24 protein-coding genes are annotated in these 22,876 nt (G+C 72.1%); 12 read left to right on the forward strand and 12 right to left on the reverse strand.

Annotated features, from left to right (window positions below; translation table 11 throughout):
* Positions 1–55 precede the first annotated feature (55 nt).
* A complete protein-coding gene (locus ACW14Y_RS04920) occupies positions 56–826 on the reverse strand; it encodes a hypothetical protein (RefSeq protein ID WP_456985999.1) in 771 nt (256 codons plus the stop codon).
* Here ACW14Y_RS04920 and ACW14Y_RS04925 point away from each other — a divergent pair.
* The gene (locus ACW14Y_RS04925) at positions 805–1,461 is read left to right on the forward strand and encodes a maleylpyruvate isomerase N-terminal domain-containing protein (protein WP_375972122.1); all 657 of its coding nucleotides are present in this window, start codon (positions 805–807) and stop codon (positions 1,459–1,461) included. The genes ACW14Y_RS04920 and ACW14Y_RS04925 overlap by 22 nt on opposite strands.
* A 283-nt stretch (positions 1,462–1,744) precedes the next feature.
* Here ACW14Y_RS04925 and ACW14Y_RS04930 read toward each other — a convergent pair whose 3' ends face one another.
* Complete coding sequence (locus ACW14Y_RS04930) at positions 1,745–2,296, reverse strand: YciI family protein (protein WP_456986000.1); 552 nt, start codon at positions 2,294–2,296, stop codon at positions 1,745–1,747.
* A 432-nt stretch (positions 2,297–2,728) separates the two neighbouring features.
* Between ACW14Y_RS04930 and ACW14Y_RS04935 the strand changes: the two genes are divergently transcribed.
* Positions 2,729–3,670: a RimK family alpha-L-glutamate ligase gene (locus tag ACW14Y_RS04935; RefSeq protein ID WP_456986001.1), complete on the forward strand. Its 942-nt coding sequence runs from the start codon at positions 2,729–2,731 to the stop codon at positions 3,668–3,670.
* Between the two features lie 2 nt (positions 3,671–3,672).
* Positions 3,673–4,971 carry an MFS transporter gene (locus tag ACW14Y_RS04940; RefSeq protein ID WP_456986002.1) on the forward strand — a complete coding sequence of 433 codons (1,299 nt, stop codon included), beginning with the start codon at positions 3,673–3,675 and terminating at the stop codon, positions 4,969–4,971.
* Positions 4,972–5,013: 42 nt separating this feature from the next.
* Here the strand turns inward: ACW14Y_RS04940 and ACW14Y_RS04945 are convergent, their stop codons facing one another.
* From ACW14Y_RS04945 to ACW14Y_RS04965, 5 genes are all read right to left on the reverse strand, one after another.
* On the reverse strand, positions 5,014–5,484 hold the full coding sequence (locus ACW14Y_RS04945) for a hypothetical protein (RefSeq protein ID WP_456986003.1): 471 nt from the start codon (positions 5,482–5,484) through the stop codon (positions 5,014–5,016).
* Between the two features lie 252 nt (positions 5,485–5,736).
* Positions 5,737–5,946: a hypothetical protein gene (locus ACW14Y_RS04950; protein WP_456986004.1), complete on the reverse strand. Its 210-nt coding sequence runs from the start codon at positions 5,944–5,946 to the stop codon at positions 5,737–5,739.
* A gap of 88 nt (positions 5,947–6,034) precedes the next feature.
* Positions 6,035–6,544, reverse strand: a complete 510-nt coding sequence (locus tag ACW14Y_RS04955) for a hypothetical protein (RefSeq protein ID WP_456986005.1) — start codon at positions 6,542–6,544, stop codon at positions 6,035–6,037.
* 30 nt (positions 6,545–6,574) lie between these two features.
* Positions 6,575–6,925, reverse strand: coding sequence for a hypothetical protein (locus ACW14Y_RS04960; protein WP_456986006.1), 351 nt, complete (start codon positions 6,923–6,925; stop codon positions 6,575–6,577).
* A gap of 176 nt (positions 6,926–7,101) precedes the next feature.
* Positions 7,102–7,335 carry a hypothetical protein gene (locus ACW14Y_RS04965; protein WP_456986007.1) on the reverse strand — a complete coding sequence of 78 codons (234 nt, stop codon included), beginning with the start codon at positions 7,333–7,335 and terminating at the stop codon, positions 7,102–7,104.
* Positions 7,336–7,589: 254 nt separating this feature from the next.
* Here ACW14Y_RS04965 and ACW14Y_RS04970 point away from each other — a divergent pair, with 254 nt between their 5' ends.
* The 5 genes from ACW14Y_RS04970 to ACW14Y_RS04990 all read left to right on the forward strand — a co-directional run bounded on the left by ACW14Y_RS04970 (position 7,590) and on the right by ACW14Y_RS04990 (position 13,964).
* Positions 7,590–8,570 carry a GlxA family transcriptional regulator gene (locus ACW14Y_RS04970; RefSeq protein ID WP_456986008.1) on the forward strand — a complete coding sequence of 327 codons (981 nt, stop codon included), beginning with the start codon at positions 7,590–7,592 and terminating at the stop codon, positions 8,568–8,570.
* The gene (locus ACW14Y_RS04975) at positions 8,567–8,905 is read left to right on the forward strand and encodes a hypothetical protein (RefSeq protein WP_456986009.1); all 339 of its coding nucleotides are present in this window, start codon (positions 8,567–8,569) and stop codon (positions 8,903–8,905) included. Before ACW14Y_RS04970 ends, ACW14Y_RS04975 begins: the two co-directional genes overlap by 4 nt.
* 429 nt (positions 8,906–9,334) lie before the next feature.
* A complete protein-coding gene (locus ACW14Y_RS04980) occupies positions 9,335–11,896 on the forward strand; it encodes a collagenase (protein ID WP_456986010.1) in 2,562 nt (853 codons plus the stop codon).
* Positions 11,897–12,643: 747 nt separating this feature from the next.
* Entirely contained in the window at positions 12,644–13,345 is a 702-nt protein-coding gene (locus ACW14Y_RS04985; RefSeq protein WP_456986011.1) for a type 1 glutamine amidotransferase domain-containing protein, read from the forward strand.
* 475 nt (positions 13,346–13,820) lie between these two features.
* Positions 13,821–13,964, forward strand: a complete 144-nt coding sequence (locus ACW14Y_RS04990; protein ID WP_456986012.1) for a hypothetical protein — start codon at positions 13,821–13,823, stop codon at positions 13,962–13,964.
* 20 nt (positions 13,965–13,984) lie between these two features.
* Here the strand turns inward: ACW14Y_RS04990 and ACW14Y_RS04995 are convergent, their stop codons facing one another.
* The 3 genes from ACW14Y_RS04995 to ACW14Y_RS05005 form a co-directional block, all read right to left on the reverse strand.
* Positions 13,985–14,503, reverse strand: coding sequence for a hypothetical protein (locus ACW14Y_RS04995; RefSeq protein WP_456986013.1), 519 nt, complete (start codon positions 14,501–14,503; stop codon positions 13,985–13,987).
* Positions 14,504–14,763: 260 nt separating this feature from the next.
* On the reverse strand, positions 14,764–14,928 hold the full coding sequence (locus ACW14Y_RS05000) for a hypothetical protein (protein ID WP_456986014.1): 165 nt from the start codon (positions 14,926–14,928) through the stop codon (positions 14,764–14,766).
* 14 nt (positions 14,929–14,942) lie between these two features.
* Positions 14,943–15,254 carry a hypothetical protein gene (locus tag ACW14Y_RS05005; protein ID WP_456986015.1) on the reverse strand — a complete coding sequence of 104 codons (312 nt, stop codon included), beginning with the start codon at positions 15,252–15,254 and terminating at the stop codon, positions 14,943–14,945.
* 238 nt (positions 15,255–15,492) lie between these two features.
* Here ACW14Y_RS05005 and ACW14Y_RS05010 point away from each other — a divergent pair, with 238 nt between their 5' ends.
* Complete coding sequence (locus ACW14Y_RS05010; RefSeq protein ID WP_456986016.1) at positions 15,493–16,131, forward strand: LuxR C-terminal-related transcriptional regulator; 639 nt, start codon at positions 15,493–15,495, stop codon at positions 16,129–16,131.
* A 565-nt stretch (positions 16,132–16,696) separates the two neighbouring features.
* Positions 16,697–17,197, forward strand: coding sequence for a hypothetical protein (locus ACW14Y_RS05015; RefSeq protein WP_456986017.1), 501 nt, complete (start codon positions 16,697–16,699; stop codon positions 17,195–17,197).
* Between the two features lie 556 nt (positions 17,198–17,753).
* Here the strand turns inward: ACW14Y_RS05015 and ACW14Y_RS05020 are convergent.
* Entirely contained in the window at positions 17,754–17,954 is a 201-nt protein-coding gene (locus tag ACW14Y_RS05020) for a hypothetical protein (RefSeq protein WP_456986018.1), read from the reverse strand.
* Between the two features lie 421 nt (positions 17,955–18,375).
* Entirely contained in the window at positions 18,376–19,377 is a 1,002-nt protein-coding gene (locus ACW14Y_RS05025) for a WD40 repeat domain-containing protein (protein ID WP_456986019.1), read from the reverse strand.
* A 392-nt stretch (positions 19,378–19,769) separates the two neighbouring features.
* On the opposite strand from ACW14Y_RS05025, the gene ACW14Y_RS05030 reads away from it, so the two are divergent.
* Together ACW14Y_RS05030 and ACW14Y_RS05035 are read left to right on the forward strand one after the other, a co-directional pair.
* Entirely contained in the window at positions 19,770–20,648 is an 879-nt protein-coding gene (locus ACW14Y_RS05030; protein WP_456986020.1) for a TnsA-like heteromeric transposase endonuclease subunit, read from the forward strand.
* A complete protein-coding gene (locus ACW14Y_RS05035; RefSeq protein ID WP_456986021.1) occupies positions 20,645–22,876 on the forward strand; it encodes a transposase in 2,232 nt (743 codons plus the stop codon). Before ACW14Y_RS05030 ends, ACW14Y_RS05035 begins: the two co-directional genes overlap by 4 nt.

A 22,876-nucleotide genomic window follows, 5' to 3' on the forward strand; every position in this document is an offset into this window, starting at 1 on the left:
CTCTTCCTTCGGGGCGCCCTCGTTCAAGCCGGCGCGGCGGCGATCACGATGTCAGTCACAACCGGTGGGCGCCGGGCGCGGTCGCGTCGTCGTGCATGCGGGCGGGCAGTTCGGCCCAGTCCTGCAGGGCGCCTTGGAGGAGGTTCTCGAACTGTGCCCTGCCTTCGTGGGCCAGGAGGTCCTGCAGGCATGCGCAGTCCCGCATCATGGCGCCGCCGGTGAAGCAGGTGAAGCAGACGAAGATGCCGGCCGCTTGCAGGCCTCGTGCCGCGAGGGCGACCTCCTGTCCGAACGGCAGTGGTACCCGGGTGGCCAGTTCACGTGCGAAGGTCTGCTCGATGCGGGGCCGTCCCAGTGCGGCCAGGAGTCGGCCGACGACGTTGCCGAACATTCCGTGCAGAGATTTCTTCCCGTCCAGGAGCGCGCGGGCGAGGTTCGCGAGTGCCTCGCAGCCCCGTCCCCGGTGGCGTTCGACGAGGGCGTTCCAGGTGGATTCGCTCACGTGGCGCAGCGCCTGGGCGGCGATGGTGTCGCCGTCGGGGTCCTCGATGCCGTCGAAGCGGGCGCTGTAGAGCATGAGGACGTCGGTGTCCTGGAAGAACATGTCGGTACAGGCGTCGAAGTCGTAGTCGTTGCGGTGCGTCGGCAGCGTGCCGTGCGTGCCGTGCCCGGTGCCGCCGGAGTCGTCCCCGAGCTCGTCGGCGCTGTCGCCGGCGCCGGGGTGAACAGGGGCGGTCAGCCAGGAAAGTGGCTCGCCGGAACGGCCCCCGACGACCGGGTCGCAGGCGGTGGTAGCTTGCGGTCGTGGAACTCTTCGGACGGTCATGGGCGGCCCTGCGGGCGGCGGTGGACGGGCTCGCGGACGAGTACTTCGCCGAGCCGTCGGGGTGCGCAGGGTGGCTGGTGCGGGACCTGGTGTGCCATCTGGTGATCGACGCCCAGGATGTGCTGATCACACTGGTGACTCCGTCGCCGGCGGAGCCCACCCGGGACGCGGCGTCGTACTGGGAGGTGGCCACCGAACCACCCGACGGGCAGGACCCGCTGGACGCGCTGACCGTACGGTTGGCCGCCGCGTACGGGGACCCGGCTCTGCTGCGCTTCCACCTGGACGACGTCGGCTCGGCGGCCGGGCGCGCCGCCGAACTCGCCGATCCGCGGCTGCGGGTGGCCACCCAGGGGCAGGTGCTGACCGTCGGCGACTACCTGGACGCGTACGTGCTGGAGTGGACGCTGCACCACCTCGACCTGGTCGCCCACCTGCCGCAGGTGCCGGGCCCGCCCGCCGAAGGGCTCGCCGCGGCGCGGCGGTTGCTGGAGCGGATCGCCGGCGGTGCGTTCCCGGCAGCGATCCCCGACGCCGACGCGCTGCTGGTCGGCACCGGCCGGCGGGTCGCGACCCGGGCCGAGCGGGCAGAGCTCGGGGCCCTCGGGACGAGGCTGCCGCTGGTCCTCGGGTGAGCGCAGCGGCGGGGCCGCGGGCGGTGCTGTCCGGTCTCCCGTCGGGACGGCAGACACCTCCATCCGGTGGTGGCGGTTCACGGTCGCCGATCGCGGCCCCCGCGGCGGCCGCCCAGCCGATCCCGATCACCGGCGCGAGCACCGTGAGCACCACGCCCAGCACGATCGATGTCCGGCTGTTCCGATGCTCCTCACCCCCCGGGAGCCCCGTGGGTTCGGACGGAACGCGAGGCCGGAGCCGTCCCAAGGGCTCCGGTGCGACCTCGGTCCGGACGTCCTCGGGTTATGACGGCCGGCCGCCGAACTGCCAGTTGTGCACCTCGATGCCGGCGTATCGCTCCCGGGTCAGGACGGCTGCTGCCGTGTCCGGGTCCGGCGCGCGGAGCAACGCGGCCGTGCCGAGCCAGGTGCTGCCGTCGTCGGAGAGAAGCGGCCCGTAGGCGATCAGCTCGTCCCGGTCGGTCGGCACGGCGAGGTCCACGGGCTGTCCTGCGCCGAGGCCGATCACGAGGTACCGGTTGCCGCCGGTCCGGCCTCCGACGAAGTCCCACATGGTGCGCCCCAGCGTGTTGCTCCACCGTCGCAGCAGCACGTCCCGGTAGACGCCGGCCTGATAGCCCGGCTCGTCGAAGGCGAACGCGCGGGCGGCGGCAGGGTCGGGCAGATCGAGGATGTGCACGCTGCCGGTGGGCGTGCCGCCGTCATCGGCGAGGGTCGGGCCCCGGGCGATCATCTCCTTCGCGTACTGGTCCATGTAGGACCAGTGCTCTTCCAGCAGTTCGTCGCGAAGTGCCAGGGAGCCGGGCCGGTCGCGGTGGTAGCAGAGGAACTCCATGCCCACAGGATCTCTTCAAGGAGGTGACCGGGTCGAGCGGATTTCACCGCGCGAAAGGCTCCGGTCCAGGGCGTCGTCGACCGACACGCTCTCCAGGCGCCGCCGTGACCAGCTGCTTCGCCGTCCTCCAGGTCCCGCAGCGCCGGCGCCTTCGAGCCCGTCCCTCAGCGGCGAGCCCCGCCAGCCGCGTCGCCGGCACCCTCCCGGTGTCCACGGTGTGCGCGCCCTGGTTACCGGGCGAGTCGAGGACGACGAAGCCGGGGGCGGGGCGGGCCCCAGCAAGGCAGTGCCGGGCGAGGGCGGTGGTGAACGCCGAGCGAACCGGGGAGGTGCGGGGGCGGCACGCCGACGGTCGGCTCAATGCCCGGCCCGGTCGGGCTTTCGGTGCCAGTGTCGGAGGGTTGACGATCGGTCGGGAGAGGAGCAGGTGCGGTGACGGTGAGCGAGGCCCCGGCGTGGTGGCGGTTCGCCGACCGGGCCGTCGCCGAGTGCTGGCTGCTGACGGGCTCGGGTCTGGTGGACAACGGGGTCGTCGACGAGCTGTCGGATGCTTTCGCGAGGGCGCTGCCCGGTCGGTTCGCCGTGTGGCGCACCGACGAGCTGCTGCTCGGTATCGAGGGCGGCCGGCTGACGCTGCGGGATCTCGACGGCCGCTCGCTGGCGGCGCCGGGCGTGGTCTATGCCCGGCTGGCGACCCCGGGCCTGAGCACCGATCGTGAGGGCACGCTGCTGCGTCATCTGGTGGCGATGGGCGCGGTGCTGCTGAACCCGTTGGAGGCGGTGCTGGCGGGGGTGAACAAGTTCTGGCAGCTGCAGCAGCTGGCCCTGGCCGGCCTGCCGGTGCCGGACACCCGCAGCTACGCGGACGCGGGGCTGGCCGACGTGATCGGCGCCGGGGTTCCCGAGCCGTGCGTGGTGAAGTCGGTGCGCGGCCAGCGCGGCGGGCAGGTGTTCCTGGCGCCGGACGCCGGGATGCTGCGGGAGGTCCACGGCAGCCTCAGGGTGGAGTCGCCGTACCTGTTCCAGCGGTACGTCTCCCACTCGCACGGCCGCGACCTGCGGGTGGTGGTGGTCGACGGCCACGCGGTCGCGGCCCAGGTCCGCTCGGCCGTCGGCGGCGGGCTGAAGTCGAACGTGGCGCTCGGCGGGACCTCCGTGCTCTGCCCCGGTCTGCATCCCGAGGGCGAGGCACTGGCCGTCCGGGCCGCCCAGGCACTGGGCCTGGCAGTGGCGGGGGTGGACCTGCTCTTCGAGGCGGACGGGGGGTTCACGATCTGCGAGGTCAACGCCAACGTCGGCTGGCGCGAGCACATGAGCGAGGTCACCCCGGCCGTCGTGGCCGCCTGCGCTGCCAGGCTCGACGCCCGGTCGTAGCGGTGGCCCGAAGCTGGGCGCCCACCGCGCCGGCCCCACCCCCGCGGACATCGGCCCTCGCGCCGCTGCGCCGACGCAACTACCGTCTCCTCGCGATCGGCCAGGCGGTGTCGAACGCGGGTACCTGGGTGCAGAACGTCGCCCAGGGCTGGCTCGTCCTGGAGCTGTCCCACGGCGACGGCGCGCAACTGGGGATCACCACCGGCCTCCAGCTGCTGCCGATGTTGTTCCTCGGCGCCTACGGGGGCCTGGTCGCCGACCGCCTGCCCAAGCGCCGACTGCTGCTGGTCACCCAGAGTCTCCTCGGCGCGCTCGCGCTCACCGCGATGCTGCTGACGGCCACCGGGTCCGCCACGCTGGGCGCCGTCTACGCGCTCTGCCTCGCGCTGGGCCTGACGATGGTCGTCGACAAGCCGACCCTGCAGGCCTTCATCGCCGAGGCGGTCGAGCCCGGTGACCTGCAGAGCGCGCTGGCACTGAACAGCGCCGTGCTCAACCTCGCCCGGGTGGCCGGCCCCGCAGTGGCCGGCCCCGTCATCGCCGCCTTCGGCGTCGCCCCGGCCTTCGCCCTCAACGCCCTCTCCTACGCGGTGGTCCTGACCACCCTGCTGCGCATGGACGTCCGCCAACTGCGCCCGGCGCCGGCCCCGTCGCGCGCCGGGCGCCAGGTGCGGGCCGCACTGCGGTACGTGCGCACGCGCCCCGACCTGGGCCTGACGCTGGTGCTGGTGGCCCTGGTCGCCGGCTTCGGGATGAACTTCCAGATCACCACCGCGCTGATGACCGTCCAGGTCTTCCACTGCCCGGCGGCCGCGTTCGGCGTGGGCTCCGCCGCGCTCGCCGTGGGCGCGGTGGCCGGTTCGCTGCTCGCTGCCCGTGGGCGCTCCTGCGGGTGGCGGCGCGTCGTGGCGTGCGCGCTGGCCTTCGGGGTGCTGGAGGCGGTGAGCGGCCTGATGCCGGGCTTCCGGACGTTCGCCCTGATGCTGGTGCCGACCGGAGCGGCGCTGCTGCTCTTCATGACGGCGGCCAAGGCCCGGCTGCAGCTCGCCGTCGCCCCCGCGCTGCGCGGCCGGGTGATGGGCCTCTACATGCTCGCCTCGCTGGGGACCACCCCGCTGGCCGCGCCCGGGATCGGCTGGCTCTGCCAGGTGGCCGGCCCGCGGTACGGGCTGCTGCTCGGCGGTACCGTGTCGGCGCTCTCCGCCGTCGCCGTCGGTGTTCTCCTCGGCTGTCGCGAGCCGGGCGGATCCGCCGCGCTCGCGGGCCGGCCGGTAGGAGCGGAGGAGGCCGGGCCGGTGTGACCGGTCAAAGGACCGGCACACCTGCGGCGGGAGTGCGGGTGGTCAGGTGCGGGAGGCCGTGAAGTCGAGCTTGCCGTCGATTCCGGCGGTGGAGACCTTCCCGGTGATCCTGGTGACCCGGTTGCCGACGGGGCAGTGGGTCCCGTTGGTGACACCGGTCTCTCCCGCGTAGGTCGGGAAGGTGATCTGCCCGCGTCCGAGGCTGTTGATGCGCAGCACGAAGTTCCCCACCGCGGCGCGTGACTCCTCTGCCGAGGCGGTCACCTCGGCCTTCACCAGGGTGCTCCCCAGGGCCTGCGGTGCGATGGAGATGGCCCGCGTCGACCCGCCCGGCAGGGTGACGGTCCCCACGAACGGAGCGTCGAGCGTGCTCTCGCCGACCCAGTCCGCGACCGCGCCACCGCACGTGTTGCCGGTGGTCGCGCCCGCCGGCACGGCCAGCACGGTGAGGCCGAAGGCCGCGGCGAGGGAAATGGCACAGACCGGGGCAATGCCGTGGGACAGCCGTCGCATGGAAGATTCAATCCTGAGTCAACCCTCTTACTGCTTACGGCATCCAGACAAACACTCTCCGTGGATACCTGCCACCGGGGCCGCCCGGACGTGCTGCGGTGGCCCGCCGCCTACGCGTGGGTGCCCGTCCTCGATCCCGCCCGGTCCGACCCCGGGGCGGGGCCGCCCGGAGAAGGCCGACGCTGGATGCCCGGGGCCGGAGCGTGCGGGGGTGCGAGGGAGTGGTGGCAGGTCGGGGCTGTCCGCAGCCTGTCAGTCGACCTGGGTCCAGCCCCGCGGTGAGGTCGAGATGTTGACAATTCCCCGGTACGCCTTGCGCTTCCACAGGGTGCTGCCCTCGCCGTACTCGGGGCGTGCGGACCGCGCCTCATCCTCGGTGTCGAAGGCGTACTCGCGGCCCTTGGCGGTCCGGATCTTCCACTCCTCCATGGGCATGCCTGCGAGACCAGGTCCGATCGACATGGCTCCTCCCGATCTGTCGGTTCCGAAACGATTCTCGAGTCCGCCGGTCAGCGGCGCATGTCGGCTACGGCGAACCGGCGAGCCGGTGTCAGAAGGGCGGTGAGACGGCCCCGGCGCCGATGGCGGACTTCACGAGGCCGGGCGACCCGATGCCGAACGCCGCGGCCAGGGTGTAGGCCAGAGCGGCCTCGACCTCGGTGACCCCTGAGCCGGTCGACCAGTGTGCTCCTGTGCCGTTGCCGACCGAGACGTCGAGTTCGCCGATCGGCACTCCGTCACGCGACAGGACGCTGCGGGTGCTCGTGGTGGGGGACAGGCGGTAGTCGTGGCCGCCGTGGTGGACGTCGACCCGACGCGAGCGCCGGCTGACGAATCCGAGGCCCGGCCGGACCGGCACCGGCTCGTCGTTGACGAGCAGTTCTAGGTCGGCGGGGGCGCGGCTGCCGATCGGTGTGCGGTGGTCGGAGGCGGTGCCGGGTCTGCGCCGGATGCTCACCCGGGGCAGCGAGTGCCCGCAGACCGTCACTTCTCCGCTGTCGTGGTCGACCGTCAGTTCCACGGTGCCGAACAGGGGGTCGTCGACGCGCGTGCTGGGCATGGTGTCTCCTGGAGTGTCGTGGTCCACGGTTCAGCGCTTCTCGTACGAGTAGCCGGCCGTGCTGGAACTGAGCGGGCACCGGGCGACCGACTTCTTGCCCACGGCCACCCACGGCCCCGACACCGTGAAGGTGATGTCGTGGGGGTTTCCGCGCCCGCGTACCACGGTGCACTTGATGACCGCGCGGTGCTCGTTGACGTTCAGCGGCCCTGGGCTGACGCAGTACGAGGTGGCCTCGCCCCGGCCGAGGTTGAGCTGCGCGCTGACGCTGCAGGCGGCGGGTTTGCTCGCGTGGGCCTGTGACGGGGCGGCGAGGGCGCCGGACGCGCCGAGTACGAGGGCCAGGCCCGGAACAACGGTCCTGCGGGTGAGGGAGGACAAACTGATCACTTCCTTGGGATCGTGACCTGGGACGAGAACGGGACGCGGGGCGCCGGTCCGGGCGGGGCGGAATGCCCGCCCGGGCCGGCTGCTGGGCCCGCGCGGCCCGGGAGAGGGCTCGAGTGCCGTCCGGCCGGTGCGACGTCCGCCCGGTGCGGAGCGGCCGGGAACTGCGGTCAGGAACCGAATCCGCCGGAGCCGTCGTAGCTCAACGGCGCGCAGGTCATCCGGTCCGGTACGAGGGCGGCACCGCGCCGGTGGCGCACGCAGTCGGGCGACTGCGCACGGCTCAGCGCGAGTTCGGCGGCCCGCTCGGGCGAGTCGCTCGTCAGGAACCAGGTCTGGGTGCCGGTCACCGGGCCGGCTCCGGTCCACTGAACTGTGGGGAGGGTGATGGCCCACCAGCTCATGGCAGTCTCCGTTCTGCTCGATCGGCTACTGCTGCCCAGCCTTCTCCCGGGCCGGGTGCGGCGGCAACGACGCGATTCCCTCCTTTCGCGCCACGCGCGCCCCGCGACGGCACCCACCCGGTCGGCCCGCGTTCCGTCCCAGCCCGCCGCCGAGCGGTCCCGTTCGCCCGCTGCGCGCGCACGGGAAAGCGGTGGCGTGAAAAGCGGGACACGTCGCGTTGCGGCCCTCGGCCGCGAGGCGCAGGCTGGACGGTGTGAGAGTCCGCGACGTCCTGTTCATCCTGTTCGACGGTGTCGTCGCACTGGACGCGGCCGGACCGCTGGAGGTGTTCGCCGCCGCGAACGCCTACGCCACCGGCCGCCCGCCCGCGACACCGGACGGACCGGCCTACCGCGTCCGCACAGCCGGCCCGCGCGGGCGCGCGGTGCGCACCACCAGCGGGCTCACCCTCTCCCCGGACCTGGACCTGGAAGCGGCGCCCCTGCCGCACACCGTCGTCGTCCCAGGCGGGTCCACCGCACCGGACGGCAGCGTGGTCCTGGACGCGGACACGGTCGCCTGGCTGCGCGGCAACGCCCGGCGCTGCCGACGGATCGCCTCGGTGTGCACGGGGGCCTTCCTGCTCGCCGAGGCAGGCCTGCTGAACGGGCGCCGCGCCACCACGCACTGGAGCCGCACCGCCGAACTCGCCGCCCGCCACCCCGGCGTCCGGGTCGAGGACGAGCCGATCTTCGTGCGCGACGGACGCGTCTGGACCTCCGCCGGCATCACCAGCGGCATCGACCTCGCCCTCGCCCTGGTCGAGGAGGACCTCGGCCGCGACGCCTCCCTGACCATCGCCCGCCACCTCGTGGTCTTCCTGCGCCGCCACGGCAACCAACAGCAGTTCTCCACCCAGCTGCGGGCCCAGAGCGCCGAACGGCCGGGCCTGCGCGAAGTCCAGCAGTGGATCGCCGACCACCCCGACGCCGACCTCGGCATCGAAGCACTGGCCCGCCGCGCCAACCTGTCCCCACGGCACTTCACCCGGGCCTTCACAGCCGAAACCGGCGTCCCACCCGGCCGCTACGTCGACCGCACCCGCCTGGAGACCGCCCGCCGCCTGCTGGAGGACAGCACCGACAGCATCGAACACATCGCCCGCCGCGCCGGCTACCCCACCCAGGAAGCGATGCGCCGCGCCTTCCAACGCACCCTGGGACTCAGCCCGCTCCAGTACCGGGCCAAGGCATGACCCCAGGGGCCGTCCTCCACTCCCTCGGGCACACCGGCAACCCCGCCACCGCCCTTTCCCCGTCCCGAAAACCGGCACCACGCGGTCCCGGGCGGTTGGTGGCGCTGGAGCGCAAGATCCGCAGCGCGGGGCAGCCGTGGACGATGGGCGCCGTCGCCATGGTCGCCGACGGGCAGTGGGCCGTTCCCACGAAGAGCAGGGCCGACAGGTCGCAGGACGATGTGGCGCAGGCCCGGCTGCGGGACGGTCAGCGGGTGGAGCTGACGGTGGAGGGGTTGGCACGCGCGGTGGGCGCTGCTGACCCTGGTGCCGACTGCGAGCGAGCCCAGGACTGAAAGCAAACAGAGCTGTTTCGGGCGGCTCGGCGTGGGATCTGCTGTCCTCCTGCCTGCCGCAGCTCCGGCCAGACCAACACCCTGGCCACCGGCACGGTGTCCGCGCGCCGCGATCTTCCTGGGCCGCCGCCCGTCGACATGGGGTGCACGGGGGTCGACGGGCTCACGGCCGAGGTCCCGCACTCGGTGGACGGGTCGGTCCTGGTCGGTACCTGGACCCGCATCGAGGAGAACAGGACCTCCAGTGGTGCCGAGGCGCTCGACATCGATCACGGTCTGCCACTCCCCACCACCCTGAGATGTGACATGTCACGCCCTATTGATGACATGTCAGGCACCGTGAGAGCATGCGTTCGACGCGCCCCAGTCGCCTCCCCCATCCCCCGCCTGCCGCGCGCCCGTCTGCCTTCCCCCCACTAAGGAACGACGTTGCGCCTGCCCTCACGCATGCCCAGACTGCTCGCCGCGATCGCGGCAGGCACCACTCTCCTCGGCCTGGCAGCCGGCCCCAGCCTGGCCGCCACCCCCACCGCCGGGACCGCTCCCCTCGTCCAACAGTCCCCGGGGAGTCTCGTCCCGCCCGCCGGTGCCGCCGCGACGGACCAGTCGGAGCACAGCGCGCCGCAGAGCCGCCGGCTGACGCCGGAGCAGCTCCCGCCGCTCGGCCTGCCCGTCCCACCCGGGTCCGCCGCCTCCGTAACCGCCTCCGAGAGCGTCTCGGCCACGGCCTCGTCGCGGGCGCTGTCCGCGGCCCCGCCGGCCGCTCAGTCGTGCACCCCGGCCGACTTCGCCGCCCGCTCCGGAGCCGCGCTCGTCTCCTTCGTCAAGGCGTCGGCGCCCAAGTGCATCGGTTCGCTGTTCTACACCTCCGGCTCGGAGGCCTCGGCGGTGTTCCGCCAGAGCCAGATGGCGACGGTCGCCGACGCCTTCCGCGACGCCGCCGCCCCCTACCCCGGGGACAACTCGACCAGCGTGTGGCAGCTCGTGCTGTTCCTGCGCGCGGGCTACTACGTGCAGTCCAACGACCCCCAGCGCATCCCGGGCTTCGACAAGTCGCTCACCGACGCGGTCGCGCGCGGCATCGACGCGTTCGTCGCCGGCCCGCACTTCACCGACGTCACCGACGCGAACGGCGAGGTCGCGAACGACGTCGTCATCCTCACCGACAGCGCCGGGCTGCAGGCCCGCTACCTCGGCACCTACCAGCAGGTGCTGAACGCCTACGACCGCTCGTACGACAGCTCCCGGAACATGGTCACCCTCGTCAACAGCGTCTTCACGCCGCTGGACCGGGGCCACGACAGGAACCCGGACTTCCTCGCCGCCGTCACCGCGGACCCGAGCCTGATCGACACGCTCGACGGCTTCGCCCGCAAGCACCGCGACCTGCTGGGCACCGACAACGCGGTCCTGGACGCCAACGCCGCCCGCGTGCTCACCCGCTTCGTCAAGTACCCGGCCTTCCAGGCCAAGGTACGGCCGCTGGTCAAGGCCCTCCTCGACGGATCATCGATCACCGGCCCCACTGCCCCCCTGTGGGTCACCACCGCCGACATGGCCGACTACCTCGACCCCGGCCAGTGCTCCACCTACGGCATCTGCGACCTGGACAAGCGGCTGATCGCCGCCGCGCTGCCGGTCCGTCACACCTGTGACGCCACCCGCACCGTCCTGAGCCAGGACCTCACCCCGGCCGAGCTCGCCGCGGTCTGCGCCGACCTCAAGGGCGAGGACGCCTTCTTCCACAACCTCGTCCGCGACAACGGCCCGATACCCGGACAGTACGAGTCCTCCGTGCAGATCGCCGTCTTCGCCGACAAGGCGAACTACCAGACCTACGCCGGCGCGATCTACGGCGCCAACACCAACAACGGCGGCATCACCCTCACCGGCGACCCGTCCGACCCCGCCAACCAGCCCGTCACCATCATGTACCGGCACCCCACCGACAACGGCTTCACCGCCCGGATCTGGAACCTCAACCACGAGTACGCCCACGTCCTGGACGCCCGCTACAACCTCAAGGGCGGCTTCACCCAGCAGACCAGCGTCCCCGACCTGTGGTGGATCGAGGGTGTCGCCGAGTACGTCTCCTACACCTACCGCGGCCTCACCGACACCAACGCGGTGACCCAGGCCCCCAAGCACACCTACCCGCTCAGCACCCTGCTCCAGAGCACCTACCTCAACAGCGACGTCGTCCGCGTCTACCACTGGGGCTACCTGGCCGCCCGCCACATGATCGAGAAGTACCCGAGCGTCGTCCAGGGCATGCTCTACTACTTCCGCACCGGCAACTACGCCCAGGGGTACGCCTACTACAACGCCATCGGCACCCGCTACGACGCCGGCTTCAACACCTGGCTCGACCTCTGCGCCACCGACACCTGCCTGACCGCCGGCACGCCGACCGCCGCCTTCGACAGCACCGCCACCGGCCTGACCGCGCAGCTGACCGACCGCTCCACGGTGACCGGCGGCAAGGGCACCATCACCTCCCGCGCCTGGAACTTCGGCGACGGCACCACCTCCGCGGACGCCGCTCCGTGGAAGACCTACACCAGGCCCGGTACCTACACCGTCACCCTGACCGTCACCGACAGCAACGGGAAGACCGCCACCACCAGCAGGCCCGTCACCGTCACCACCCCCGCCGCCCCCACCGCCTGCACCGGGACCGACCCGCGGGCCATGGACCGCAACTGCTTCCGGACCGGCCGCTCCGCCGCCGCGGGCGAGCAGGACAAGCTGTACATCTACATGCCCGCCGGCACCGTGACCCTCAACGTCACCACCACCGGCGGCACCGGCACGGCCCACCTGTACTACAGCGCCGACACCTGGGCCTCCAACACCGCCTACACCGCCTCCTCCACCAACAGCACCGGCACCCAGAGCGTCACCGTCACCAACACCACCGCCGGCTACCGCTACATCACCCTCTACGGCAGGACCGCGTTCAACGGCGTCACCGTCACCACCCAGTACTGACCCCCGGCACACCCACGCGATCGACCCGCCGCAACACCCGACAGGGGCGTTCGCGCACCGGCAACCCGCCGGCGCGCGAACGCCCCGTGCCGCGAGGCCGGCACCGAACACGACCGCCCCGCACCGGGAATGACCCCACACGTCGATCGGGAGGTCGGCAGGCTCCCTGAAAGGGAAACGGCGCGCGATTGGAATGCCGCTCCCTGCCGATCCTGCAGGTCTGCCGGCGGTTCGCCGGGGGGGGCAGGGCACGTGCGGCAGTGACCTACGGTGTGGGCCGGTCGGCGTACAGATCAGACGGAAGAGCCCTCCAGGAGTCCGTGCGGCTGCCGGGAAGAAGGGTCCGGGGAAACCTCGATCTGGTACGCCGCGACGACCAGGTAGAAGCCCCCTCTCCGCCCCTGTTCCGACCGCCCCGTCGGATCACCCTGATGAGCGTCGCTGTCGGCACGTGCTACTGGCCGCGCTCATTGCTGGTCCCCCTCCCGTGTTCGCAGCCCTGCCCAGGCGGGATGCGCTGCGCGCCACGGTCCGTGTCGTCGGACGGCACGCCCCCGCAGCGGTCGGAGAGGCGGGAGATGTGGGAGGCCGCGTCGTTCTCGAAGGGGGTTCGACAGCCTTGGCGGCGGACCGCTGCGGTCTCGCCGGGCAGGTGTTTATAGCGTCGCGGAGGATCGAGGCCAACGGAACACGACAGCAGCCGGTCCGAGGAAGAGCGGCCCTGCCATCAGCCGGGAAGGCGAGAACATGACCCGAGTCCTCTTCGTCGTGACGGCGGCCGACCACTGGACGCTGAAGGACGGCACCAGGCATCCCACGGGATACTGGGGTGAGGAACTGGCGATGCCGCACAAGATCTTCACCGGGGCCGGATGGGAGATCGCCGTCGCGACCCCGGGCGGGAAGCGGCCCACCCTGGACAGGATCAGCATGGGCCGCACCGCCGGCCTTCCGGGTACCCTCCGCGAGGTGGCCGGCTACCTCGCGACGATCCAGGACGTACTGGACGCCCCGGCCTCCCTCGGCGAGGTGAATCCCGACGACTTCGACCTGGTCTTCTACCCCGGCGGCCACGGCCCGATGCAGGACCTCTCCCACGACGAGGTGTCGGGGGCCCTCCTGACCAGGCAACTCGCCTCCGGCAGGCCGTTGGGTCTGCTGTGCCACGGCCCTGCCGCGTTGCTCGCGGCCAGGAACGACGACGGTTCCTGGCCCTTCGCCGGATACCGGATCACCGCGCTGTCCAACGTCGAGGAGAAACTGAACAGCTTCGGACGCAAGGCGCCCTGGTTCCTGGAGGACCGGCTGCGCGAGAGCGGCACGCACTACGCCAAGGGGAGGCTCCCGCTCCTGCCCCACATCGAGGTCGACCGCACCCTCTACACCGGGCAGAACCCCGGCTCGGCCAAGCATCTCGCCCACCGCATGATGGCCGACCTGGCCGGTTGATTCGGCCGGCCAGGCGTACTCGCACTCGCGAGGAGACCACCGCGCGGGTCCGGCCGGCAGTCGCCCGACCGACCTGCGCGCCTTCCGCGGCGGGAACCGTGTCGGGGCGGCCGATCCCCAGCGCGACGATGGGCCGTCGGTCGGCGGCGCCGGCCGGGCACGGGTTGCCGACGCGGGTCGGCAGGTATTTGCGGCCCAGTGGGCGGCGGACCTTTCTCCGTGCCCTCGACGTCGCCCCTCGTCGTCGGCATCTCGGCCGGCAATGGCCACGACCAGTACGGGCTGGTTCCACTGGCCCAGGCCCTCCACATGAAACCCGACCCGGAACGAGGCCCCGACGACCGTCCCCACAAGGTCCTCGCGGACGAGGCCTACGACAGCCCCGAGCTGCGCAGACGGCTCCGCCGACAGCGGGTCCTGCCCCCGGATCGCCAGCAAGGGCGAGTCCGGCCAGACCCTCGGCCACCATCGCTGGGTGGTCGAGCGGACCACGGCCCGGCTTACCGGCTATCGCCGCGTCGCCAGCCGCTACGAGCGCGACCACCTGCTCCACCTGGCCTTCAGCGACCTCGCGGCCGCCATCACATGCCACGAACGACTGACGAAGATCCCCACGTAGGACACGGTCCCAACCAGGCACTACTGGTCCGACGGACCGCGCTGCTGCACCATCCGGGCGGTGATTGTCGCGGCCACCACGGCGCTCTGCAGCCGCTGGAGCTTGATCTGGAGGGCGATCTGCTGGCCGCAGGTGAGGGCGAGCGTGAGACCCAGGAGCCTCAGGCCGAGGACCGCGCAGACGGCCGCGGTGGCGGCGGTGGAGACGGTGCCGACGATGGCCATGTAGTGGGCCGAGGCGAAGTGGCGGGCGATGTTGGTCTCGGGTGCAGTGGAGCTGGAGGTGATGGCGGACTCCTTCGTGAGGTTCAGCGGATCGGGCGGTCGTACAGCGCCGTGATCAGGTCGAGGACCGGCTCGACCGGGGTCTCGCGGTCGAAGGTCGCTCTCCGTCCGGCGTTCGGGTCGTCGGGCGTGGCGCCGAGGTAGACGCTGGTATCGGGCCGGGGCGCGCAGGTCGATGACCCAGCTCTGGTCGCGGGCCGCGGAGACGTCGGAGATCAGGTACGGGCTGCCGACCGTCGTAGAAGTCAGCGCCATCCTCATCGGGACCGTGGACTTCGCGTTCGGGCACCGGCCGCACCGAGCAGCTGGCGGCGGGCGAAGAAACCCGGGAACAGCGTTCACCCTTGCCGGCAGGTGGTGACCGCTGCCCGAAGGGCGTCCGGGGACCAGTGCACGCCGTCGCCCTGTCCGTATGTCCCGGGGGCCGGACGCGGCGGTCCCGACTGCGGCGTCCGGGCCCCGGGCCGACCGGGCGGCGGTGGAACCGACCCGAGTGTCCCGCGGCGGTGGGGAACTCAGTGCCTGTCGTCCACCTTGCCGACCGCCCAGGCCATCACAGCGGCGGAGAGCGCGGTGACGAGGAGCTGTCCCCACAGGGCGGTGACCAGCCAGGTGCAGGCGGCCCCGAGGACGGCGGTGTAGACGAGGAAGATCAGCAGCTTCGCGAGCAGCGGTGGCACGGCGGGTCTCCTGTTCACTTCAGCAGGGAGGACAGGCAGGCGCCGGCGCCCGCTCCGGCGACGTTCACGGCGATCTCCCGGGCGGCCTTCTTGTTGACCCGGCCCACCACCAGCGCCACCGCACCGCCGACCCCGGCGCGCACCAGGCAGTTCTTGGCGGTCTCGGTCATCGGCCTGCCTTCGAGGGCCCGGCAGTACTTCGCCCGCTCCTGGCCCGACTTGTTCTTGTCGAAGTGGCAGTTCGCCACGTTGTACTCCTGCCGCGGGTCGACCGCGTGCGCGGGTGCGACCCCGAACACGACGGAGGCCAGCACCAGTGCGGACATGACTCTGATCTTCTTCACTGCATCCCTTGAGGCTCACCCCGGGACGGGCCGAACAAGTGCCGCCCCGGCTGTCATGAGCATCGAATAAATGCAGGTCAGAAGGTATCCGCTGACCGCATGGATCCCATCCCCCGCCACCCGGCGGGGGTGGGGCGATTGCCCGTCGAAATCCACTCTTTTCGGGCAGGCGATCTAAACTGGAGGACCGAGCAGGGGGGACCGGGCGAAAGGTGGCACCGTGATCCGAGTCGTGGTCGTCGACGACGAACCCCTGGCCCGCACCGGCGTGCAGTACGCCCTCGCCCCCGCCGGCGACGTCGAGGTCACCAGCGCGGTGCCGGTCAAGGACGCGGTCGGCGCGATCCGGCAGGACGGCCCTGGAGTGGTGCTCCTGGACAGCTGCCCCTCCGACGCCCCGATGCTCGCCGAGGGGCTCTCCGGCATGCACACCCCGCCGCGTGTCTGTGTACTGTCCCGCTCGTCCGACGAGCAGCACATCGCCACCGCTCTCGCCGCGGGCGCCCACGGCTACGTCCTCAAGAACACGCCCACCGAGCAACTCGCCCCGCTGGTGCGCTTTCTGGCCGCCGGCTGGACCATGACCTCCCCCGCCATCACCCGCGCAATGAAGGAGCACTTCCTCGCCGGGCACATCCGACAGGACGCCACCGACCGGCTCGCCAAGCTCACCCGCAGGGAGTACGAGGTCCTCGTCCTCCTCGCGCAGGGCCTGTCGAACCAGGAGATCGCCGCGCTCGCCCACCTGAGCCCCGCCACCGTGAAGGACCACGTCAGCGCCATCCTCAGGAAGCTCCACGTCCAGCGCCGCATCCACGCCGCGGTCCTCGCCGACCGCGCGGGACTCCTCCCCGGCTGAGCACGCCCGCACGGACGCACCGGACCGGGAGTCCACCCGGCCGCCAGACCCGGGCGAGGAGAACGTGACGGCCGGTCTCGGCGGCAGCCCACTTCGCGACCCCGCCGCCCTGCGGCCGTACCCGGACCGGCGGGATCGACGGGATCGGCGGCCACGTCAACTCCCACGACCCGTCAGGAACGATCCAACTCCAGGTACCCCGACCCGCACCGGAACCAACGAGCCGACACTGCACAGGACATGGTCCTCCTGACTTCGGCGCGTCACAGTGAACTGCCGCGAATCCCCTCGTGAGCGTGGGAAGCGGCGCCTCGGGCGACGGTGCATCGAGCGCCGGCGGGGCCTTCGGGTGAATCTCGCGGGCGTCCGGGTGAGGGTCGTGACCACCCGGACGGCCCAGCCGCACGAGGTCCTCAGGCGACTGATTCGCTTGCGCCCCAAGGAGAAGCGGCTGCCTCAGCCACCCCGGGAGAGGCCACCTGCGGGCACCGCGCCAGCCGGCCCCGGTGTGCTCGACTACCCCTCGAATGCGGGCAGGGAGCCCGCCGTGTCCGAGGAGGACTCCATGCACCATGCCCTGCGCACCAAGCGCACGCTCGCCCTCGTCCTGGCCGGGACGGCGTTCGGCGCGACCGTCGCGACGGGCGTGCCAGCGCTGGCGGACGGTCAGGACCTGGGTGGAGCCCACCACCGGGCTGTGTCGGTCCCGTGGGTCACCATCAGCAGCAGCGGGTACACCACCGCCCAGGGCGGAGTGCCGCAGGAGCTGGGCAACTCCTTCGGCACCCGGACGACACTCCTCGACCAGTACGGCGAGAACACCATCGGCACGATCTACTCCACCTGCAGCAAGGTCGAGGCGGGCCCCGACCAGCTGTACTGCACCAGCCTGCTCAAGTTCGGCCCGGAGAAGCAGGTCACGCTGTCCGTGGTCGTGCCCCTCGGTGATGGTGCCGCCAAGGAGTTCGACGGCACGATCACCGGTGGCAACTACGCCTACGAGGGTGTCACCGGTGTCGCCCACTTCACGCTCAAGAACGGCAACTACGAGGTGACCTTCCCCTGATCCGCGGCTGCCGGCTGCCCCGTCCACGCCGGGGCGGCCGGCCACCGTCCAACGGCCGAGCACGTCGAGGCTGTGTGCCGCAGCGGGGAGAGCCGGGCGACGTCCTCGTCCAGGATGTCTGCCACGGCCCACTGGCCCGGTGTCGGCCCGGCCCCCTGCACCACGTACCGGTCGTGTCGGGCGCACCCTGGAACCCGAGCGCCGCCTCGGCCCGCGCCAGCATCTGACGGTACGGCAGAGTCGGCCGATGCCATGAGCCTCACAGGCAAGTGGACCCGGAGGTACAGCCCATGACGCGGTACTGCGTCGATCCCGACCGGCACGAGGTCTTCCAGCCACGCCGCCTGACCTTCCGCCTGCGCCCACGCCGCTCCGACCTTCCCGTCGTCGCGCAGAAACGGGGCCGCGCTTCGAAGGCCGGCCGCCGACCTCGCCACTGCACCCGGCCTCTCGACAACCCGGGGAGCCGGGCGCCGACCAGGCCGTCGTCCTCCAGCACCTCCAGAGCCGGATCCTCTCGCCTCGGGCTGCGCCGGCCGGGTGGGTGCGCGGGCGTCTACAGCCAGGTGACGTCGTCGCCGTCGACGATCAGGTTGTCCCAGGCGGGGATGCGGTAGAACTTCTTGTTCTCGCCGCCGTCGAGGACGGCCTTGCGCCAGACGCCGACGCCGTCGGTAAGGATGTAGCGGCCCTCGAAGACCTTGTCGTAGGCGGGTACGAAGGTGCCCTGCTCGCAGGTGATCTCGGTGGACCACATGCCGTGTCCGCCACACCCAGCTGAACCGACGGGCCGGTCTCCTCACCCACAGGGACCGGCCCGTCGTCACCTCACCGAACAGGTACCAGCCCACGAGCACAGCACCCAGCAGAGGGACACCACGAACGCTCGCTTCACTGCGTACAGAGAAGCCCGGTGAAGGCGAAGGGTGCACGGTCAAGGTGCGGCGCCGCGGTGCCGCACGCGAGGGCCGCCACGGGGCGGTGTTGGAGCCCTGCCCTGGTGGTGGGGCTCGTTCTCGTGGCGGCCCTTGAGGGCTTTCGGTGAGACGGTCGGAGGCCGGACCGCATGCCCGGCCCGGTGGCGGCCGGGCATGCGGTCCTCGGGCCCGTGCCGGCGGGCGGGTCTGCCCCGCGTGGAGCGATCCGCGCGGCCCGGTGCGGGCGGGTCCGGACTGCGGCTACGGCCGCCAGGCGGTCGGGGCCGCCTGGACCACGACCTTCGGCTGGTCGGGCAGGTCGATCACTCGCCGTTCCTTCGAGTCCGTTGCGGGCCGGAGCAGCACACCCTTGTTGCCCTCGTCGTCCACAGTTCCGGCGACGAAGAGCGTGCCGTCGGTGCCCATGCACATCCCGTGCCCGCTCTGAGCGGGGAAGGTGCCCGTCTCGGTGAGGGTCGCGGCGTCGAGGATCCTGCCGTCCTCCCCGACGATCCCGAGGTAGAGGTGGCGGCCGTCGGGGGACAGGACGACGTGGATGGTGTCGCCCCCGCCTGTGTAGTTGTAGCGGGCCTTGACGGCGAGGGTGACGGGGTCGAGGGCGGCGATGCCCTCGTAGTACTGGAAGACCAGCAGGCGGGTGGTGTCCGGGCTGGGCATGATCTCGACGCCGCTGATGCCCCCGCCGGCGTAGCCGGACTCCTTGCCGAAGCCCACCGCCTCGCCCGCCTTGCCCTCGGCCAGGACGGTGGGCCGCACTGCCGCGACCGTGCGGCCCCGGGTCAGCCCGCCGTACAGGCGCTGTCCGTCCGGGCTCACCGCCAGGTGCCCGATGTCGTCGGTGGCGCCCTCGATGGTGCGCAGCACGGTGTTCGTGGCCGTGTCGATCTCCGCCACCGCGCCGGTCGGCAGGCCGGCGAACAGGCGGCTGCCGTCAGGGCTGATGGCCAACGGGGAACCCCACTCCGCGACCCGGCCCGGCAGTTCGATCTCGGCGGTGACGTCCAACGACTTCGTCTCGACCACCAGGACGGCGAAGGTGTCGTCGCTGCCGTCGGCCGGTATGTAGAGGCGGCTGCCGTCGGGGTGCGCGACCAGCCTGCCGGGCCTGCCGCCCGGCAGCCACCGCACGCCGACCAGGCGGCCGGCCACCGGGTCGATCACCGACAGCGCGAACCCCTCGTCATTCCTCGCGGGGCCGAAGTAGTCGACCCCGTAGAAGTAGTACGTCACGGAACTGGTCACGTCGCTGATCCCCTCCCGAACATCATCACTTGATGATCAAGCTAGCCACTCCGCCCGCCCCGGCGCTGGCGAACACCGAAACCAGCCAGGGCAGCCGAACGGAGCGCTCCCGGCTGGAGGGTGTGGGTGGTGCCGGGACCGACCCCGCCGACGGGACAGGACACGTCGGCATGCCAGCCCGCCCAGCGATCGTGGTGACAGTTTGCGTGCCGAAGTGACACCTACCGTGCCTCGGCACAACAACAACAACTGTGCCGAAGCGGGCTAGTTGTCACCGGAGGCATGGGGCGACCTCGGTGAAGTTGTGAGGTGAGGCAGGATGCTTGTCACCGCTTAGGCGCGATATCTGTCACCTGCGACTTTTGCTGGGCTTTTCTGTCACCTGCTGTTCGTTGGAGATCAGCTTCGGCCGGTGTGGGGCGGCTGATTCCATGGCTCGCGTGTTCGATCAAGCGGGTGTCGGGGACGTGCCGGCCGTGGTGTGGTCCGATCGGTGCGAGTGGACCGATCTGGTCGTCGAGGTACCGGTGGAGGCGGGGCGTCCGACTCTTCGCCTCGGGGACAACTGGCTGCGACGGTGGTCGGCGACGTGGAGAGCTCGCGCCGGTGAGGTGTCGTGCGCGGTGCGGGACCTGGACGGCATCGTCATCTCCGGGCGGCCGGTACGCCGGTTCTCCTGGCGGCGCGATCAACGGCACCGCCCGAACCTCCAGGCCCTGGTCAGTACCGGTCGGCTCCACGGCGCGGAGAGCCTGGAGGAGGCGCGGGTCCTGCTGGCGCTGGATTTTGCCGGGGACCTGGTCGAGGTGGCGTCGCAGCCGTTCCGGTTGCGGTTCGAGTGCGAGGCGGGGCGCCGCAGCCACATCCCCGACTTTCTGGCCATGACCCGGTCGGGCTGGTGGCTGATCGATGTCCGGCCCGCCGCGCTGGTGCGCGAGGCGGACCTGGTGGCGTTCGCGGCGGCGGCGGAAGCGGCGCTGGCGTGCGGTTGGCGGTACACGGTGGTGGGTGGCTGGCAGGAACACGCTCTCGCCGCGCTGGACGCCTTCTCCTCGCGGCGCAGACCGTTGTCGGATCCGCTGGAGCTGCGGCCCGGTCTTCTGGTCGCCGCCCGGGACGGGCTGACGCTCGGTGAGCTCGCCGCGGTCGGCGGCTGCGAGCCGGTGGCCCGGGCCCAGCTGCTGCACCTGCTGTGGGGACGAAGCCTCGGCGTCGACCTGCGCCGGCCGCTGACCGACCGGTCGCCGGTGCGAGCGGGGGCCGACCGGTGAGGGGTACGGCGGCGGTGCTGGACCTGTCGCCGGGCGCCGGCCTGGTGGTGGACGGACGCGAGTGGACGGTGGAGCGGCGCGAGCCGCACCTGGGCCGGGTGCAGTTGGTCGCCGCCGACGGCGAGCGGCAGGCGGTGAGCTTCCGTTTCCTGGCCAACCACCCCGGCTGCCGGGCTTCGTCGCGCACGGCGGCGGCGGGTCCCGAGCGCGGCCGCCAGGTGCGCACGACCGGTGACCTACCGCGCGAACGGCGTGAGCTGGCGCTGCTGAGGATGGCCCACCTGCTGGAGGTGGCCACCGGGTTCCGCGGAGGCGATCCGCTGCGGCCCGGCCCGGGCGAGCCCCGGACCGGCTACGACCCCGGCACGACCACGCTGTCGCAGCGCAGGCTGGCGAAGGTCACGGAGCTCGCCGCCCTGGACCCGCAGCAGGCGAAGCTGCTCGGCCTCGCGCGGGTCGGGTACCGCACACTGATCCGCTGGGAGAGGGACCGGCGCCGCTTCGGCCTCGCGGGATGCGCGGACGGCCGCTGGCTGCGGGAGAGCGGCGGACACCCGTCGGTGAGCGAGCAGGTGCGCGAGGCGCTGTTCGCGGTGCGGGAGGAGACCCGCTACGCCTCCCGGGTGTCGATGCGCACGAAGGAGCGGATGGTCCACCGGTACGTGCGCGAGCGGTTCGGCGACGGGGTGCCGGTTCCCGGCTACGACACGCTGCGCCGGGTGTGGCGGGAGTGGTTCGGCCCGGGCGGCACCCGGCCCCGCTACGCGCGCACCGTGGAGACGGTGTTCGACGGCGGGCACGTCCTGGTGCACCGTCCGGGCCAGGTGGTGGCACTGGACACGACCGTGCTGCCGGTGTTCGTGCGCGAGGGCGTGTTCGGCGAGCCGGTGAAGGTCCACCTGACGATCGCGCTCGACGTCTACACCCACTCGGTCTGCGCGTTCCGCCTCACCCTGGTGTCGGACACCGCAGTGGACGTGGCGATGCTGCTGCGGGACGTGATGATGCCGCTGCCGATGCGCGCCGAGTGGGGCGAGGACCTGGAATGGCCCTACCCGGGGCTTCCGGCAGCGGTGGTGGCCCAGTTCGCGGGGCACAAGGTGGCGGGCCTGCCGTTCTTCGCGCCGGAGACCGTGACCACCGACCACGGCGCGGTCTACCGCAACCACCACCTGGTGGAGGTGCAGCGGGTGCTGGGCTGCAACGTGCTGCCCGCCCGGGCGCTGCGGCCCACCGACAAGGCCGCCTGCGAGCGGGCTTTCGGGGTGATCCGCCAACTCCTGTTCGAGCAACTGCCCGGCTACACCGGCGTGGACGTGGCGGATCGCGGTGCGGACCCGGCCGACGGGCCGCTGCTGACAGTGGAGGAGATGGAGCACCTGATCGCGACGTGGGTGGTGGCGGTGTGGCAGCGCCGGGCGCTGGGGGAGTTCGCGCCCGGCTGGGACCCTGACGGCTCGCACAGTCCGAACACGCTGTTCGCGGCCTCGTTCGCGCAGACCGGCTTCGCGATGGACATCCCCTCGCCGGAGCTGTTCTACGAACTCCTGCCCACGCACTACGTGCGCATCGACCGCCGCCGCGGGGTGAAGATCCGGGGCCTGTGGTACGACGACCCCAAGGTGCTCGGCCCCTACCGCGGCGAACGCTCCACGCGCGGCGGCGCCCACCCGGGCACGTGGGTGGTGCGCCGGGACCCGCGGGACCGCCGGTTCGTGTTCTTCCAGGACCCGCTCACCCACGACTGGCATCCGCTCGCCTGGACCGGGATGCCCCACGCGGATCGCACTCCGGCGTTCGGTGACGCCCGCGCCGGCGAACTGCTGAAGAAGGCCGAGGCGGCCGGTCTGCGTCCCAGGTCCGACCGGGAGCTGCTGCCCGTCCTGCTGGAGATGCTGGCCGACGTCGCGCCGGTGGACGGCTGGAGGGGCCAACCAGGCCGGAGCGGGCGGATCGACCGCGCCCGCGAGACGGCCGCCGCCCGCACCGCCGCCGCAGACCGTCCACCGGCAGCCCAGCAGGCCGGGCCGGTTCGGGAGGTGCCGTGGCCGCAGCAGCGGCGGCAGGTCGAGGAGGCCGTCGACGGGGAGCGCCGCCACCGCCGCGAAGCCGCGACCGTCCAGGCCCCGGCCGGTGGCCCGGCCCGCCCGCTGAGCGCCGCCTTCTGGGACAGCAACCCGCTGCTGCTGCCCGCCGACACCGACGAAGCCCCGGAGCCGCCCCGGTGA

It is taken from the genome of Kitasatospora sp. cg17-2 (assembly GCF_054031055.1).

Coding starts and splice junctions, on each gene's coding strand:
- ACW14Y_RS05020 (WP_456986018.1), bottom strand. CDS start 17,954: ATGTGGTCCACCGAGATCACCTGCGAGCAGGGCACCTTCGTACCCGCC.
- ACW14Y_RS04975 (WP_456986009.1), top strand. CDS start 8,567: ATGACCCCAGGGGCCGTCCTCCACTCCCTCGGGCACACCGGCAACCCC.
- ACW14Y_RS04920 (WP_456985999.1), bottom strand. CDS start 826: ATGACCGTCCGAAGAGTTCCACGACCGCAAGCTACCACCGCCTGCGAC.
- ACW14Y_RS04965 (WP_456986007.1), bottom strand. CDS start 7,335: ATGAGCTGGTGGGCCATCACCCTCCCCACAGTTCAGTGGACCGGAGCC.
- ACW14Y_RS04985 (WP_456986011.1), top strand. CDS start 12,644: ATGACCCGAGTCCTCTTCGTCGTGACGGCGGCCGACCACTGGACGCTG.
- ACW14Y_RS04950 (WP_456986004.1), bottom strand. CDS start 5,946: ATGTCGATCGGACCTGGTCTCGCAGGCATGCCCATGGAGGAGTGGAAG.
- ACW14Y_RS05005 (WP_456986015.1), bottom strand. CDS start 15,254: ATGTCCGCACTGGTGCTGGCCTCCGTCGTGTTCGGGGTCGCACCCGCG.
- ACW14Y_RS04930 (WP_456986000.1), bottom strand. CDS start 2,296: ATGGAGTTCCTCTGCTACCACCGCGACCGGCCCGGCTCCCTGGCACTT.
- ACW14Y_RS04945 (WP_456986003.1), bottom strand. CDS start 5,484: ATGCGACGGCTGTCCCACGGCATTGCCCCGGTCTGTGCCATTTCCCTC.
- ACW14Y_RS04995 (WP_456986013.1), bottom strand. CDS start 14,503: ATGGCGCTGACTTCTACGACGGTCGGCAGCCCGTACCTGATCTCCGAC.
- ACW14Y_RS05015 (WP_456986017.1), top strand. CDS start 16,697: ATGCACCATGCCCTGCGCACCAAGCGCACGCTCGCCCTCGTCCTGGCC.
- ACW14Y_RS04955 (WP_456986005.1), bottom strand. CDS start 6,544: ATGCCCAGCACGCGCGTCGACGACCCCCTGTTCGGCACCGTGGAACTG.